The sequence below is a fragment of the Streptomyces bluensis genome, assembly GCF_014650715.1.
GTDB classification, from domain to species: Bacteria; Actinomycetota; Actinomycetes; order Streptomycetales; family Streptomycetaceae; genus Streptomyces; species Streptomyces bluensis.
Map to the genome: position 1 here is coordinate 1 of NZ_BMVM01000006.1, position 15337 is coordinate 15337.

Here is a 15337-nt window from a genome sequence, read left to right on the forward strand (position 1 = left end):
GCGGATGACGCGCGAGAACCTCGTCGACCTCGGGCGTCAGCGCGCCCGCGAGACGCACGGCGGCCTGACGCGACTCGTCCCGCAGCGCATCCACAGCCGTGAGGATCACGTCCCGCCGGCCCTGACTCTCCGGTACTCCGGCCGCCGCCCGCTCGTACAGGCGCGCGCCCTCCTCCAGGACCAGGTCGGTGTCGAGTCCCGCCGGGATCTTGATCCGTGCGTGGTGCCGCCAGGTGGTCACCGGGTCACCCCACGCCTGCACCTGGTACGTCCAGCGGCCCTCGCGCGGCAGGGACACGGTGGCGCCCCAGCGGTCGGTGCCGGGCGCCAGCTCACGCATCGGCGTCCACGGGCCCGTTCGGCCCTCGGGGTCCTTCAGGACGACATTGGCGGCGACGGCGTCATGACCCTCGCGGAACACCGTCGCCGAGATCTCGAACTCCTCGCCCACGACCGCCTTCGCGGGGCGGCGCCCCTGATGGACGAGGGGGCGGACGTCGAGGACCGGTATGCGTCCGATCGTGGGAGGTTGGGGTGCCGGGGAGGGCGGGTCGGCGCTCTCCCGGCGCACGGGGGGTGCGGGGGTGGTGCCGGTCGTCGGGGGTGCTGACGAATGGTGCGTGGCGGGCATGACCGCTCCTGTCCGCGTCAACGTGGGTGGGCGGATGAGGGTGTGGGGAGGTGGGGCCTGCGGGACGTACCGGAGGAGCCTTCCCACCCTACGCGGGTGGGCATTCCGGCACTTTGTTAACTACTCGCGCGTATGTCCACACACAAGACCGGCCTCGTCCTGTGCGGGCGAGGCCGGTCCGTGCGGTGCCGCTCCGGTCGGGCATTCAGCCTGGTACTAGGGCTTCTCGACCTGCAAGATCTTGTTCGGTGAGCCGGGGCCACGGTCCGTCACCCTGCCCGAAACGGAACGGTTGACGAGAGCCCGGCTCACCTGGGCCGGGGTGGCCGTGCGGTGGTCGGCGAGGTAGAGGGCGGCCGCACCCGCGACATGCGGGGCCGCCATCGACGTACCGTCGAAGGTCACCTTCCCGGTGTCGCTGCGGTGCGACGCGGAGGTGATCCCCACGCCGGGCGCGAACAGGTCCAGGCGCGAACCCCAGTTGGAGAAGCCCGCTCGCCGGTCCCTGTGGTCGGTGGCACCGACGGTGATCGCCTGCCTGACCCGGGCGGGTGAGTAGAGCCCCGCCGACAGACCGTCGTTACCGGCCGCCACCGTGTACGTCACGCCGGACGCGATCGAGCTGCGGACGGCCGCGTCGAGCTGCGCGTTGCCGAGGCCGGCCAGGCTCATCGTGGCCACCGCGGGCTTCCGCGCGTGCCTGGTCACCCAGTCGATGCCCGCGATGACCTGGGCGGTGGTGCCTCCGCCGCCGTTGTCGAGGACGCGGACCGAGACGACCTTCGCCTTCTTGGCGACGCCGTACCTCGTGCCCGCGGCGGTGCCGGCGACGTGCGTGCCATGGCCGTTGCCGTCCCCCGCGACCCTGTCGCCGCCCACGAAGTCATAGCCGTAGGAGGCCCGGCCGCCGAAGTCCTTGTGGGTGATGCGGATGCCGGTGTCGATGACGTAGACCGTGACGCCCCTGCCCGCCGACTCCGGCCCTGTGAAGCTCTTGTCGAGCGGCGGGTTGGACTGGTCGATGCGGTCGAGCCCCCATGACGGCGGGGTGCGCTGCGTGCGGTCGTAGGTCACCCGTGTGTCCTGGACGACCGACGCCACACGGGAGTCCGCCGCGAGCGCCCTGGCCTGTCGTTCGCTCACCCGCACGGCGTAGCCGTTCAGGACCGAGCTGTAGGTCTGGCGGATTCTCGCCCCGTACTTCTCGGCGACGCCCTTTCCGTCCGCCGAGGGAGCCTTCGTCGCCCCCTTGAGCGTCACGATGTAGCTGCCGCTCACGGAACCGGCCGCGCCGGCGCCGAGTATCCGCCCCTGCGGGACGGCGTGCGCGGGCAGGGTGATGGCCGACAGCACCACGGCCGTGGCCGCCGCGGTCAGGCCCTCCGCCCAGCGCACACGCCTGTTCGCCGTCCGTGCCATGGGTGAGTTCCCCTCCTCAACTCGACGCATGACGGCCGGAGTTCGCCCCCCACGACAGTGCCCGGCCGATACGACCCTGCGCAGCCTCTCGTGCGGTGCGAAGTCCCACAAGGGTGGGTTTTGCGCCTGAACCGGCGGCCCTCTTTTGCGCCTGAACCGGCGCCGCTCTCGCGGACCTGGCTGGTCGGCGTCGTGGTTCCCCAGTTGATGGTTGCGCTGAGTGGCACTGGAGGGGCGCATCCAGCGAGGCGCCATGTTGCCGGGGCACTCACGCCGCTACGGTCGGGAGTGACGAAGGGACGCACAACCGCGTGGGTCCCTCGGCCGCGTACGTCCTCGCGAAGGTGGAACCCAGTGAAGGCGATCCGCAGATTCACCGTTCGACCCGTCCTGCCCGAAGCCCTTCACCCGCTCAGCGAACTGGCGCGCAATCTGCGCTGGTCCTGGCACGCCGAGACGCGTGACCTCTTCCAGTCCGTCGACCCGGAGCGCTGGGCCTCCTGTGGCGGTGACCCCGTACGCCTGCTCGGCGGGGTCTCGATGGACCGCCTCGCGGAGCTGGCCGAGGACCGGCGTTTCCTGCGGCGCCTGGCCGCGGCGGCCGACGACCTGCGCGACTACATGACGGGCGAGCGCTGGTACCAGACCCAGCCCCCCGGGCTCCCGGCCGCCGTCGCGTACTTCTCACCCGAGTTCGGCGTCACCGCGGCCCTGCCGCAGTACTCCGGCGGCCTCGGCATCCTCGCCGGGGACCATCTGAAGGCGGCCAGCGACCTGGGCGTACCGCTCATCGGCGTCGGCCTGCTCTACCGGCACGGCTACTTCCGCCAGACCCTCTCGCGCGACGGCTGGCAGCAGGAGCACTATCCCGTGCTCGACCCGCACGAACTGCCGCTGGTGCCGCTGCGGGAGGCCGACGGCTCCGCCGCCCAGGTCGACCTGGCCCTCCCCGGCGGGCGGCTGCTCCGCGCCCGCGTCTGGCAGGCCCAGGTCGGCCGTGTCCCCCTGCTGATGCTCGACTCGGACGTGGACGAGAACGACCACGGCGAGCGGGGCGTCACCGACCGGCTGTACGGCGGCGGCAGCGAACACCGCCTGCTCCAGGAGATGCTGCTGGGCATAGGAGGAGTGCGCGCGGTCCGCACGTACTGCCGTCTGACCGGGCACCCGCAGCCCGAGGTCTTCCACACCAACGAGGGACACGCGGGCTTCCTCGGCCTGGAGCGCATCGCTGAACTCCGCGACCAGGGACTCGACTTCGACGCCGCACTGGAGGCGGTGCGCGCCGGCACGGTCTTCACCACCCACACACCCGTCCCCGCCGGCATCGACCGCTTCGACCGCGAGCTGGTGGCCCGCCACTTCGGCCCCGACGCGGAACTCCCGCGCATCGACGTGGAGCGCGTCCTGGGGCTGGGCATGGAGACCTACCCCGGGGGCCAACCCAATCTCTTCAACATGGCCGTCATGGGGCTGCGCCTGGGCCAGCGGGCCAACGGTGTCTCGCTGCTGCACGGCCGCGTCAGCCGGGAGATGTTCTCGGGCCTGTGGCCGGGCTTCGACCCGGACGAGGTCCCCATCACCTCGGTGACGAACGGCGTGCACGCCCCGACCTGGGTGGCCCCCGAGGTGTTCCGCCTGGGCGTCCGCCAGCTCGGCGCGCAGCCCACGGAGGACGCGCTGACCGTCGGCGGCTCGGACCGCTGGGACGTGCTGGCGGACGTGCCCGACCAGGACATCTGGGACCTGCGGCGGTCGCTGCGCGAACAGCTGGTGACGGAGGTGCGGCGGCGGCTGTACGCGTCCTGGCGGCAGCGGGGCGCGGGCACGGCCGAACTCGGCTGGATCGAGGAGGTCCTGGACCCGGACGTGCTGACGATCGGCTTCGCGCGACGGGTGCCCTCGTACAAACGTCTGACGCTGATGCTGCGGGACAGGGACCGTCTGAGGGACCTGTTGCTGGACGAGGAACGGCCGGTCCAGATCGTGGTGGCGGGCAAGGCGCACCCGGCGGACGACGGCGGCAAGCGGCTGGTGCAGGAACTGGTGCGGTTCACGGACGACCCGCGGGTACGGCACCGGATCGTGTTCCTCCCGGACTACGGCATGGCGATGGCCCAGAAGCTGTACCCCGGCTGCGACGTCTGGCTGAACAACCCGCTGCGACCGCTGGAGGCGTGCGGGACGTCGGGGATGAAGGCGGCGCTGAACGGCTGCCTGAACCTGTCGGTCCTGGACGGCTGGTGGGACGAATGGTTCCAGCCGGACTTCGGGTGGGCGATCCCCACGGCCGACGGCACGGATCGTTCAGCGGTGGGCGACGGCGACGACCGCCGGGACGACCTGGAGGCGGCGGCGCTGTACGACCTGCTGGAGCAGCGGGTGACACCCCGTTTCTACGAGCGCGGCCGGGACGGTCTGCCCGACCGCTGGATCGAGATGGTCCGCCGGACCCTGACGCATCTGGGCCCGAAGGTCCTGGCGGGCCGGATGGTCCGCGAGTACGTGGAGCGCCTCTACGCCCCCGCGGCCCGCGCCCACCGGGAGCTGGCACCCGACGTGGCTCGGGAGCTGGCCGAGTGGAAGGCGCGGGTGCGCTCGGCCTGGCACCGGGTCACGGTGGACCATGTGGAGACATCGGCCTCGTCGGCCGCGGCGGAACTGGGGACGACGCTCGCCCTGCGGGTGCGTGTCGGTCTGGGCGACCTGGCCCCGGACGATGTGGAGGTCCAGGCGGTCTCCGGCCGGGTGGACCCGGACGACCGTATCGCGGACGCGGCGGGCGTCCCGCTGAAGCCGACGGGCGGCCCGGACGAGGAGGGCCGCTGGGTGTACGAGGGGCCGCTGTCCCTGGACCGCACCGGCCCCTTCGGCTACACGGTCCGCATCCTCCCGGACCACCGGCTGCTGGCGTCACGGGCGGAGCTCGGGCTGGTGGCGCTGCCGTCGGAGGACGCGGGGGAGGGGGCGGGGGTGCTCATGCGGTGAGGGAAGGGGGAGCAGCGCCGGGGCGGGAAGGGCTCAGTGCGTCAGCTTCAGGCCGGCCACGCAGCCGACGATGCCGACCAGCAGCAACAGTTTCAGCGGGCTCGCGGATTCACCGTCGAAGAGCATGGCGTACGTCGCGGTGAGCACCGCTCCTATGCCGACCCAGACCGCGTAACCGGTGCCCACGGGCACCGTCCGGAGCGCGAAGGCCAGACCCGCCATGCTCAGTACCAGCCCGAGCGCGAAGACGACACTCGGCACGGGGCGGGTGAAGCCCTCCGACTTGCCCAGCGCGGTCGCCCACACCGCTTCCAGTACTCCGGACACCACCAGAACGATCCACGCCATGACAGACTCCTCGCGTCGTCTTGTCATGACTGGGTACGGCGCATCTCGTCCAGGAGCCTGTCGGGCTCTGCGCCCTACGATCGCACATCACTCCGTGCCCCGGCACAGCAGCCCCGGCGGCAGGCGAACACCCGACCGAAAACCGACCCTGATCCGCCGCGGACGCCGGTTAACGTGCTGTTCGACCTAGGAACAGGGGCACAACATGGTTACCCAACCCGCCGTCGACCTGCGGAAAATCGGCACGGAATTCACCCGCGACCCCTATCCCGTCTACGCCCGGCTCCGTGCGGAAGGGCCGGTTCACCGTGTGCTCGACCCCGACGGGGAAGTGGTGTGGCTCGTCGTCGGCCATGAGGCGTGCCGGGCCGCGTTCACCGATCCGCGGCTCAGCCGGGACTGGCTGGGGTCCGGGGACGTCCGGCAGATCGTCAACACCGGGCAGGACGCGTCGGTCCTCAGGCACATGCTGATGTCGGACCCGCCGGACCACACCCGGCTGCGGCGACTGGTGGCCCGGGAGTTCACCCCGCGTCGTATCGACAGGCTCGCCCCGCGGGTTCAGCAGATCACCGACGCGTTGCTGGACGCGATGCTGGCGGCACCGGAGCGGCGGGCCGATCTGATCGATTCGTTCGCCTTCCCGCTGCCCATGACCGTCATCTGCGAACTGCTCGGCGTGCCCGAGCTGGACCGGGACGCCTTCCGGGGCTGGTCCAACGAGATGGTCGCGCGGACGAGTCCGGAGGGGGAGTCGCGGGCCTACCAGGACATGACGGGATATCTCGCCGAGCTGATCGCGGCCAAGCGGGCGCGCCCCGGCGACGATCTGCTCAGCGCGCTGATCCACACCGCCGACGAGGAGGGCGACCGGCTCTCGCACGACGAACTCATCGGTATGTCCAGCCTGCTGCTCATCGCCGGTCACGAGACGACGGTCAACCTGATCGGCAACGGCGTGCGGGCGCTGTTCGCCCACCCCGGGCAACTCGCCGATCTGCGCGCCGACTTCGGGCTGCTGGACGGGGCGATCGAGGAGATGCTGCGCTACGACGGGCCGGTGGAGAACTGCACGGACCGGCTGGCGCTGGAAGACGTGGAGATGGGCGGTGTGACCATCCCCGCGGGCGCCACCGTCCTGATCACCATGGCGGACGCCGACCGTGACCCCGAGCGCTTCGAGGAACCGGACCGGTTCGACATCCGCCGGGACGCCCGCGGCCATATGGCCTTCGGCCACGGCCTGCACCACTGTCTGGGCGCGCCGCTGGCGCGGCTGGAGGGCCGGATCGCGATCCGCACCCTGCTGGAACGCTGCCCCGGCCTCGCGCCGGACGCGGACGAGTCCGGACTGCCCTGGGTGCCGGGGCTGCTGATCAGGGGGGTGCGGAGACTGCCGGTGCGCTGGTGAGAAGCTGTTGTCTTTCCGGCCGTGAGGACTGCGTTTTCGCTGGTGAGGCATGGGTTCGGTGGTCTGGTGGGAGTGGCGGCTTGTCATGTCGTCGCTGCTGTGGGCGTCGTGGGTGCCGTCGGTGGGAGGGCTGCTGGAGGAAGCCGACAGCATCCAGGCCGAGCTGGCCGTGGCTGAGCGGGAATGGATGGAGTGGGCGTCGCCCGCTCGAAGGTCGGTGAAGTACTGGCCTGTCGGACGAGACCGGGCAGGACCACGCCCGGGCCCACCAGAGCGTGCCGTCCGCAGAGAAGAAGCCTGGAAAGTCGCCGCAGGTGCCGGAGGCGGCGAAGCCGAAGTCGCAGGTGCCGTTGTGGCGCGAGGGGCTGGACTGGTCGGTGCTGTCGGTGGACTACCAGCGCAATCCTGCAAGGGGCGGCCGACCGGGCCCGGCTCGGGAAGGGGCGGGTGCCCTGCCAGGAGATGACCGCCGAGTTCGGTATGGACGTGGCGCCGACGCGGGTGGAGGTGTTGTGGTTGAAGGCGAAGCGGCCGGTGGCCCGGGGCCGGCCGGGCCCCGGGCCGCTTCACGCCTGCCCGCGGTGTGGCCTCGCCAGGCGGCAGGTCATGACCATGGTCATCGACCAGTAGACCATTGGCCGCCACTGATGGGGGAGCCAAGCGGACGGGCCGGCCGTACTCATTGCGGATATCGCAGGTCACCAGCCAGCGGCGGAGCATCTGCCGGTAGCTTCCGTCGGCCATCCGTGGCCTCCCCGACGCGTTCGGGTGCGGCCGTGAAAAGAGGACAGCTGTGTCCTTTTCCTCTCAGGTCCGCCGGAGGCGATGTGCCGCGGGAACGGCTTGTAGGAGGTGGCCGACGAGGGTAGCGCCCGGCCGGGCGCATCGTCACCAGCAGGTCAGCGACCGCGATGCCGCTACGGGCGTGGAACTCGTGGAAGGTGCTGACCGCGGCGAGCCTGCGGTTCACGCCGGCTGCCGTGCAGTGGTGCTCGACCGTCGGCAGCACCGCCACGGCCACCGCCCCGCTCCGAGCCGGCGGCGGAAGCCGCAGCGCATGCCCGGCACAGGTCCGGAAAGCTGCATCTCCGAGGGGCTGACGCTCGGGCCCCTGTATTGCTGTGTCGGCACCGGAGCTTGCGCAGGGAGGAGAGCACTTCAACCCGTCGCCACTCCGCCTCCCCATCCCCGGACCACGGGCACGATCCGTGCGCACCGAATGCAGAGCGAACGCGGGAAACCAGGACGTCCAACACCGTTTGGGGGCGCCCGGCTGAGCATGAGTCCCGGCAACAAGACTCACTCCCGCTCAGTCTTCAGGAACGGTTGCTTTCGGCGCGGAGGCGCGGAGGCGCTTCAGGGGGCTCACCCCATGACGCCGTTCCGCTTGGCTTCGCCGATGGAGAGGAGCACCGCGCGGTCGTTGGCTCATATGAACGATCAAATTTTTCAGGATGGCTGAGGAGGACAGAACGGTCTGGACGACCCATCAGGAACCCTGAATGGTCAGCTGGAGTGCGGTCATTCCCTCCCCAGGGGTTGACGGGGCGCGTTGTCGAGGCCATCTTGAACGATCAAATTGGGGTTTCAGTCGTCGACGAGCCGCTGCAGGGAGCCGTGATGTAGTGCGGCTCGCGAGCTGCAGGTCAACGAGGAGGTCACGGTGAGTTCGTTGCGGATCGTGTTGGGTGTGGGACGGACCCCCTCGGGGCACCGGGGAACTGGGCGGCGGCGGGCCGCGGCGGCCCTCGCCGCGGTGGTGTGCGCGTCGGTGCTCGCCGGGTGCGGCGACTCGGGCTCGAACGAGTCCAAGGGCGGCCCGGAGAAGTCGAACGACCGCGGCCCGATCACTCTCGCCTCGGGCAAGGACACCACCGGTACCGTGCAAGGGCAGTTGGACCGCTGGAACAAGCAGCACCCCGACGAGAAGGTCACCTTGGTCGAACTGCCGGAGAGCGCGGATCAACAGCGCCAGCAGTTCATCCAGAACGCCCAGACCAAGTCGGACGCCTACACCGTGCTCAACCTCGACCCGATCTGGGTCGCCGAGTTCGCGGCCAACCAGTGGATCGACGAGCTGCCGGCCAAGGAGTTCCCGCTCGACAAGATGATCCCCGCCGTCGTGAAGACCGGAAACTACTACGGCAAGCAGTACGGCATCCCGTTCAACACCAACGCCGGGCTGCTCTTCTACCGCACGGACCTGCTCGACAAGATAGGTGCCAAGCCGCCCACCACCTGGGCCGAGATGAAGCAGGACTGCGAGAAGGTCCGCAAGCTCCCCGAGGGCAAGGGCATCGGTTGCTACGCCGGCCAGTTCGACAAGTACGAGGGGCTGACCGTCAACTTCTCCGAGGCCGTGGCCTCGGCAGGAGGCAATGTCGTCGACGCCAAGGGCAAGGCGACGGTCGACACCGAAGCGGCCAAGAAGGGCCTGCAGTTCCTCGTCGACGGCTTCAAGGACGGCACCATCCCCAAGCAGGCCGCCACCTACCAGGAGGAGGACGGCCGGCGTGCCTTCCAGGCGGGCAAGCTGCTCTTCCACCGGCAGTGGCCGTACCAGTGGACGCTTGCGGGCGCCAAGGACGGCTCCAGCAAGGTGGCCGGAAAGTTCGGCGTCGCCACGCTGCCCGGCCTCGCCGGGCCCGGCAGGTCGAGTCTCGGCGGACTCGACCTCGCGATCAGCAAGTTCGCCAAGAACAAGGCGACCGCGCTCGACTTCATCAAGTTCTTCTCCAACGAGGAGAACGCCCGCACGAACCTGAAGGTCACCTCGGCAGCCCCGCCGTACGCCGCCCTCTATGACGACCCGGCGCTGCGCAAGCAGTTCCCGTACCTGGCCACGCTGAAGGACTCACTGGCCACGGCGACGCCACGGCCCGTCGTGGTGAAGTACGGCGACGCCACGGCCGCCATCCAGGAGAGCACCTCGGCCGCGCTGAGCGGCTCGAAGCCCGTCGACGCCGCCCTCGCCGACATGCAGAGGAACCTCTCTGCGGCGATCGCCGAGAAGTAGGCGGTCCCACTCGTGTCCGTCATCACCCCGACGCCGGGGCGCACGGCACGCCCGTCCCGGCCCGCGCGCACCTCGCGCCGGGCCGGGACCGGCGGCCTGGCCGCGGCCCTGCTCTCGCCGACGCTGCTGGTCCTCGGCCTGGTCATCGGTTACCCCGTGGTGGCCGCCCTGCGGCTCTCCTTCCAGGTGTCCAGCGAGGGCATCGATCCGAGCACCGGATTCGTGTCGACCACCACGCACTACGGATTCGGCAACTACGCCGCTGTCTTCGCGGACGAACGGCTGTTGCGGGCTTGGTGGAACACCACCTCGTTCACCCTGGCCTCGGTCACACTCGAAGTCCTCATCGGCGTGCTCATGGCGCTGGTGATGCACCGGGCCTTCCGCGGTAGGGCGTTCGTCCGCGCTGCCATCCTCGTGCCCTGGGCCATCCCCACCGCGATCTCCGGCATCCTCTGGAAGTGGATCTTCAACAGCCAGGGAGTCGCCAACGCGCTCCTGGACACTCAGGTGCTGTGGAGCAGCGACGGGTTCCACGCCTGGCTCTCCGTGGTCGTCGCCGACACCTGGAAGACCGCACCGTTCGTCGCTCTGCTCGTCCTGGCCGGACTGCAGATCATCCCCGGCGAGCTGTACGAGGCCGCCCGCGTCGACGGCGCCTCCGCATGGCGTTCCTTCTGGCGGATCACCCTGCCCCTGGTCCGCCCGGCCCTCGTGGTCGCCGTCCTGTTCCGCCTCCTGGACGTCCTGCGCATGTTCGACCTGCCGTACATCCTGGTGGGGCCGCGCAAGCCGTCGGTCGAGACGCTGTCCATGGCTGCCTTCCACGAGATGAACAATCTGCGCTTCGGCTCGGCCTCCGCGTACGCGGTCGTCCTGTTCGTCTACGTCGCCGTCGTCGCCCTCGCGTTCGTCAAGCTGTTCGGCGCCGATCTGCTCGGCCGCGGCACCAGGAGTGAGCCATGAGCACGTTGCTTCTCACACGCTCTGCTCGGCGCGGGGCGACCGGGGGACGGCGCGGCGCCACCTGGGCCCGGCGCCTGGGTATCGCCGCAGTCGTCGCCTACTGCCTCGCGCCGTTCTACTGGATGCTGGTCTCCAGCCTGCGCAGGCCGGCCGACCAGTTCTCGAACGCGCCGCTGCCCGCCCCGGTGTCCTTCGACAACTACATGTCTGCCTTCGACCCCCACAACGGATTCGGCCGGGCGCTTGTCAACAGCCTCATCGTCGCCGGGATCACCACCGCGGTGACCCTGGTCGTCGGTATCTTCGCGGGATACGCCCTGGCGCGGCTGCACTTCCGCGGCAAGACGCTGATCCTGACGCTGATCATCGCGGCCTCGATGTTCCCGCCGATCATCCTGGTGGTGCCGCTCCTCCGGCTCTTCACGGACATCGCCTGGATCAACACCTACCAGGCGATGATCATCCCGAGCATGAGCTTCGCCCTGCCGCTGGCCGTGTGGAACCTCACCGCGTTCTTCCGCCAGATGCCCACCGAACTGGAGAAGGCCGCGCAGGTCGACGGCTGCACCCCGGCGCAGGCATTTCGCAAGGTCATGCTCCCCCTCGCCGCTCCGGGCGTCTTCACCACGGCCATCCTCGTCTTCATCCTCTCCTGGAACGAATTCCTCATCGCCGTCAGTGTGGTGAATGAACCTCAGAAGATGACCGCCAACGTGATCCTGTCCCTCTTCACCGGGGCGTACAAGTACGACCAGCCATTCGGGACACAGATGGCCGCCGGGGTCGTGGTGACCCTGCCGCTCGTCGTGGCCGTGCTGTTCTTCCAACGGCGGATCGTCGACGGCCTCACAGCGGGAGGGCTGAAGTAGGTGAACGACCAGACCAGGGGCGGCCTCGCCCCGGCCGACGACGCGTGGGCGCTGGCCACGGACGGTCCTCTGGAAGCCTCCGGGCACGGGGGCGCCCGCATCGGTGCGCTCGTCGACCACCACCCCGCTTTCACCGGCAACGGCTGTTTCGCCGTACGTGTCCCGGCGGCCGGCAACGGCTTCGCCGAGACTCCCGTGCGCACCCAGTTCCACGTGGCGGGCCTCTACACCGGCCGGGACGGTGGCTGGTCCCGCAAGGCCTCCCTGCCGGCGTGGTCCACGCTCGACGTGAGCGACGGCAGCGGTTCGTTCAACGCCGCGTTCACCTCCCCGACCGGCGAACACGGGACCGCACCGGGCAGTGGCGAGCAGCTGATCGGCGGCGACTGGGCGCCGCTGACCCGTCCACGCGCCGGGGCGGCCCGCGGCATCGAGCGCTACCGGCAGTGCCTCGACCTGCGCACCGGGGTGATCACCACCGAGGCCCGCTGGACCTCCCCGGCGGGCCGGGTCACCGACGTGCGCTACGAGGTGTTCACCGACCGGTCCAGGCCGACCGTGGCCGTCGTGAGCGTGACGGTCACGCCGCACTGGGAGGGTGAACTCCTCGTCACCGACGCGCTGGACGAGCGCGGCGCTTCGCACACTCGGACGGTGGAGCGGGGGGCGGGCGACGGCCGGATCTGGGCGGTCGTGGAAGCCGAGGGCAGCGGCGTCACGGCCGCACTCGTCAGCGTCGTGCACGGGCCGGACAGTCCGGGCGGACCCGGGTACGAAGGGCCACGCCCGGCGCAGGACGGCACAGCGTCGCAGACCATCTCCGTCCACACCTCTCCCGGACGTCCGCTGACCTTCACCAAGTACGTGTCGGTGGTCACGTCCCACACCGCGGACGGTCCGCTGAGCACGGCCCGGGCCCACGCCGACGAGGCGGCCCGCGCGGGTCACACGCAGCTGGCCGAGGACAACCGGCGTGCCTGGCAGCACGAATGGGAGGGCGACATCGTCATACGCGGCGACGCCACGATGCAACGCCGCGTACGCGCCTCGAAGTTCTACCTCCTCACCAGTGCGCACGAGGACTCGCCCTGGTCGCCCTCGCCCTGCGGACTGTCCAGTGACGGCTACAACGGCCACGTCTTCTGGGACACCGAGACCTGGATCTGGCCCAGCCTGCTCGCCCAGCATCCGCACATCGCGCGCGGCGCCCTCGACTACCGGGTCGCCCGACTCGACGCGGCCCGCGCCGCCGCGGCCGAAGGGGGGCACCGGGGTGCCCGTTTCCCCTGGGAGAGCGGACTCACCGGTGACGAGGACACCCCCGGGTGGGTACCGTTCGGGCACCTCGAACAGCACGTCAGCGCCGATGTGGCCCTGGCGTTCTGGCAGTACTGGCTCGCCACCGGCGACCACGCATGGCTGCGTACCGCGGGACTGCCCGTGCTGAGCGCGGTCGCGGACTTCTGGGCCGACCGCGTCACCACCGACGCCGACGGCCGCTGCCACATCAACGGCGTGATCCCGCCGGACGAGTACGCGGTCGGACCGCACGACGACTCCGTCTACACCAACGTCGCCGCCCGCGACGCCCTGCGCTTCGCCGCTCGGGCCGCCGAGGCGCTGGGCGTGAGCGCCGACCCGCGGTGGGCCGAGACCGCGGACCGCATCGTCGTCCCGTTCGACGAAGTGCTGGGCATTCACCCGGAGTTCACCGGATACGACGGCCAGACGATCAAGCAGGCCGACGTGGTGATGCTCGCCTACCCGTGGGAGAACCCGCAGCCCCCCGAGGTCACCCGAGCCGATCTGGAGTACTACGCCCCCCGCACGGACAAGGAGGGGCCGTCGATGACGGACTCGGTCCACTCCATCGTCCTTGCCGAACTCGGCGACGCCGAGGCGGCCTTCGAGTACACCCGGCGCAGTGTCGAACCGTTCGTCAGACCGCCCTTCGAACAGTTCGCCGAGGTCCGAGCCGGGGGCGCCTTCACCTTCCTGACCGGCCACGGCGGCTTTCTTCAGGAGTTCCTGTACGGCTATTCGGGACTGCGCTGGCGCGCCGACCGGGTCGTCCTCGCGCCCATCCTGCCCGGCTCGCTGGACGGCATCACCCTGCGGCGGCTCCGCTGGCAGGGCCGCGTCTTCGACGTGGACATCCGGCACGACGGCACGACCGTGCGGCTCCACACAGGTGAGCCGCTCCCGGTGGAGACGGCGGGCACACTGCGGCACGTGGCGGCCGGGGGCGAGGTCATGGTCGCCACGCGGACGTCCACGTCGTAGTGATGCCGGTGTGCCGCCGCGCACATCGGTCCGCCAGGGCGTGTTTCGAGAGTCCCGCCTGCCCCGCGGCGTCCGGCCCGCACCGGCGCCTTGCAATCGCACGCACCAGACGCCGCGGGGCCCACCCTTCGGGCGGACGACGGGACTTTCGAAAACGCCCTAGAGGCAGAGAGGACTGGCGTCCGGACCGGCCGGGGGCCGCGAGCCCTGCGAGGGCGCGGAGCTCGCGCGTACGACCAACTCGGGTGCCAGGAGCCGGCGCAGAGGCTCCGGCGGCGGTTCGCCATCCGCGCCGACGGGCCTCCCGGTCAGCCGCAGTACCTCCGCCATCACCAGCCGGCCCACCTCCTTGATCGGCTGACGAACGCTCGACAGTCCCATCGCCGCGGCCGCCGGAGAGTCGTCGAAGCCCACCACGGCGACGTCCCGGCCGGGGCGGAGCCCTTGGTCGCGCACCGCGTGCAGCGCCCCCACCGCGAACGTGTCGGTCGCCGCGACGACGGCTGTCGGCGGGCTGGGCCTGTCCAGGAGTTCCCTCATCAGCCGGGAACCGGTCGTCGTCGTGTCGTCGCCTCGCACGTCCAGTCGGTGGCTCGCCGCGAGCAGACCGTGCCGGTCCACGGCCGTCAGCCAGCCGTGCGCCCTCGCGTCGCCGGCACTGGACCCCTCGGGCCAGCCCAGGAATCCGATGCGCCGGTGACCGGCGGCGACCAAGTGGTCGACGGCCGAGGCGGTTCCCGCCGAGTTGTCGACGTCGGCCCAGCTGTAGCTCTCCGTGCCCACCGCCGTACGCCCGAAGGCCGTGAACGGCACCCCGGCCGCGGTGAGCCGGCCGGGCCGCGGATCGTCGGGCGTGATGTCGTAGAGCACGACCCCGCTCACGACCCCCGCACGCCACAGGGCCGTGCACTGCTCGGTCTCCGCGGCGACATCGGTGGCGGCGAACAGCAACAGGTGATGGCCGCACTCCTGCCCCGCCTCGGCGAGCGCGTGCAGGAACCGGTCCTGGATGGCGGCCACCGTCTCCGCGTGCATCGGCACGATGCGGCAGCCGATCATGCGGGGCGAACTCGCCCGCAGCGAGCGCGCCATGTGGTTGGGGTGGTAGCCCAGGTCGGCGATGGCACGACTGACCCGTTCCCGCGTCTCGGCGCGCACGCGGCTCGGTGCGTTCAGCACGTTGGAGACCGTCTGCCGCGATACGCCTGCCGCCTCGGCGACGTCCGAAATGGTCACGGACTGCGCAGGCGACGGCTGTGCGTTGCCGAAACCGGCTGTCACATTCTCCTCCTCCCCCACGCTGGAGCCCTCGATTTTATCGTTCATGTGGAGGCTGTCGAGGCCGCACCGGGAGGTGGGGGAGAACCAGGGGGCACGCAGACGGCCGACGTCGAGGCGGGTCACCG

Annotated in this window: 10 protein-coding genes, 1 pseudogene and 1 riboswitch; of the genes and pseudogenes, 7 read left to right on the top strand and 4 right to left on the bottom strand. The window is 70.6% G+C overall.

The genetic code is table 11. The features are described from left to right. Positions 1–631: maltotransferase domain-containing protein (locus IE262_RS16965; RefSeq protein ID WP_189874606.1), on the bottom strand; the 631-nt coding region annotated here is incomplete at its 3' end. A gap of 216 nt (positions 632–847) precedes the next feature. Then, entirely contained in the window at positions 848–2050 is a 1203-nt protein-coding gene (locus tag IE262_RS16970) for a S8 family peptidase (protein WP_189874608.1), read from the bottom strand. Positions 2051–2404: 354 nt separating this feature from the next. Here IE262_RS16970 and glgP point away from each other — a divergent pair, with 354 nt between their 5' ends. Further along, positions 2405–5038: an alpha-glucan family phosphorylase gene (gene glgP, locus IE262_RS16975; RefSeq protein WP_189874610.1), complete on the top strand. Its 2634-nt coding sequence runs from the start codon at positions 2405–2407 to the stop codon at positions 5036–5038. A 33-nt stretch (positions 5039–5071) separates the two neighbouring features. Here the strand turns inward: glgP and IE262_RS16980 are convergent, their stop codons facing one another. Then, entirely contained in the window at positions 5072–5386 is a 315-nt protein-coding gene (locus tag IE262_RS16980) for a DMT family transporter (protein ID WP_134036021.1), read from the bottom strand. 9 nt (positions 5387–5395) lie between these two features. After that, a riboswitch (guanidine-III (ykkC-III) riboswitch) is annotated at positions 5396–5457 on the bottom strand. Positions 5458–5591: 134 nt separating this feature from the next. Between IE262_RS16980 and IE262_RS16985 the strand changes: the two genes are divergently transcribed. The 6 genes and pseudogenes from IE262_RS16985 (at position 5592) to IE262_RS17005 (ending at position 13931) form a co-directional block, all read left to right on the top strand. Continuing rightward, the gene (locus IE262_RS16985; protein WP_134036024.1) at positions 5592–6797 is read left to right on the top strand and encodes a cytochrome P450 family protein; all 1206 of its coding nucleotides are present in this window, start codon (positions 5592–5594) and stop codon (positions 6795–6797) included. An 85-nt stretch (positions 6798–6882) separates the two neighbouring features. Beyond that, positions 6883–7407 (top strand): annotated as a pseudogene (locus tag IE262_RS40540) (hypothetical protein). Between the two features lie 1053 nt (positions 7408–8460). Then, positions 8461–9813, top strand: coding sequence for an ABC transporter substrate-binding protein (locus IE262_RS16990; protein ID WP_229877299.1), 1353 nt, complete (start codon positions 8461–8463; stop codon positions 9811–9813). A 12-nt stretch (positions 9814–9825) separates the two neighbouring features. After that, positions 9826–10779, top strand: coding sequence for a carbohydrate ABC transporter permease (locus IE262_RS16995; protein ID WP_189874613.1), 954 nt, complete (start codon positions 9826–9828; stop codon positions 10777–10779). Beyond that, positions 10776–11648 carry a carbohydrate ABC transporter permease gene (locus IE262_RS17000; RefSeq protein WP_134036027.1) on the top strand — a complete coding sequence of 291 codons (873 nt, stop codon included), beginning with the start codon at positions 10776–10778 and terminating at the stop codon, positions 11646–11648. Before IE262_RS16995 ends, IE262_RS17000 begins: the two co-directional genes overlap by 4 nt. After that, positions 11649–13931: a glycosyl hydrolase family 65 domain-containing protein gene (locus tag IE262_RS17005; protein WP_189874615.1), complete on the top strand. Its 2283-nt coding sequence runs from the start codon at positions 11649–11651 to the stop codon at positions 13929–13931. Between the two features lie 159 nt (positions 13932–14090). On the opposite strand, the gene IE262_RS17010 is transcribed toward IE262_RS17005, so the two are convergent. Further along, positions 14091–15335: a LacI family DNA-binding transcriptional regulator gene (locus IE262_RS17010; protein ID WP_229877300.1), complete on the bottom strand. Its 1245-nt coding sequence runs from the start codon at positions 15333–15335 to the stop codon at positions 14091–14093. Between the last annotated feature and the right edge of the window lie 2 nt (positions 15336–15337).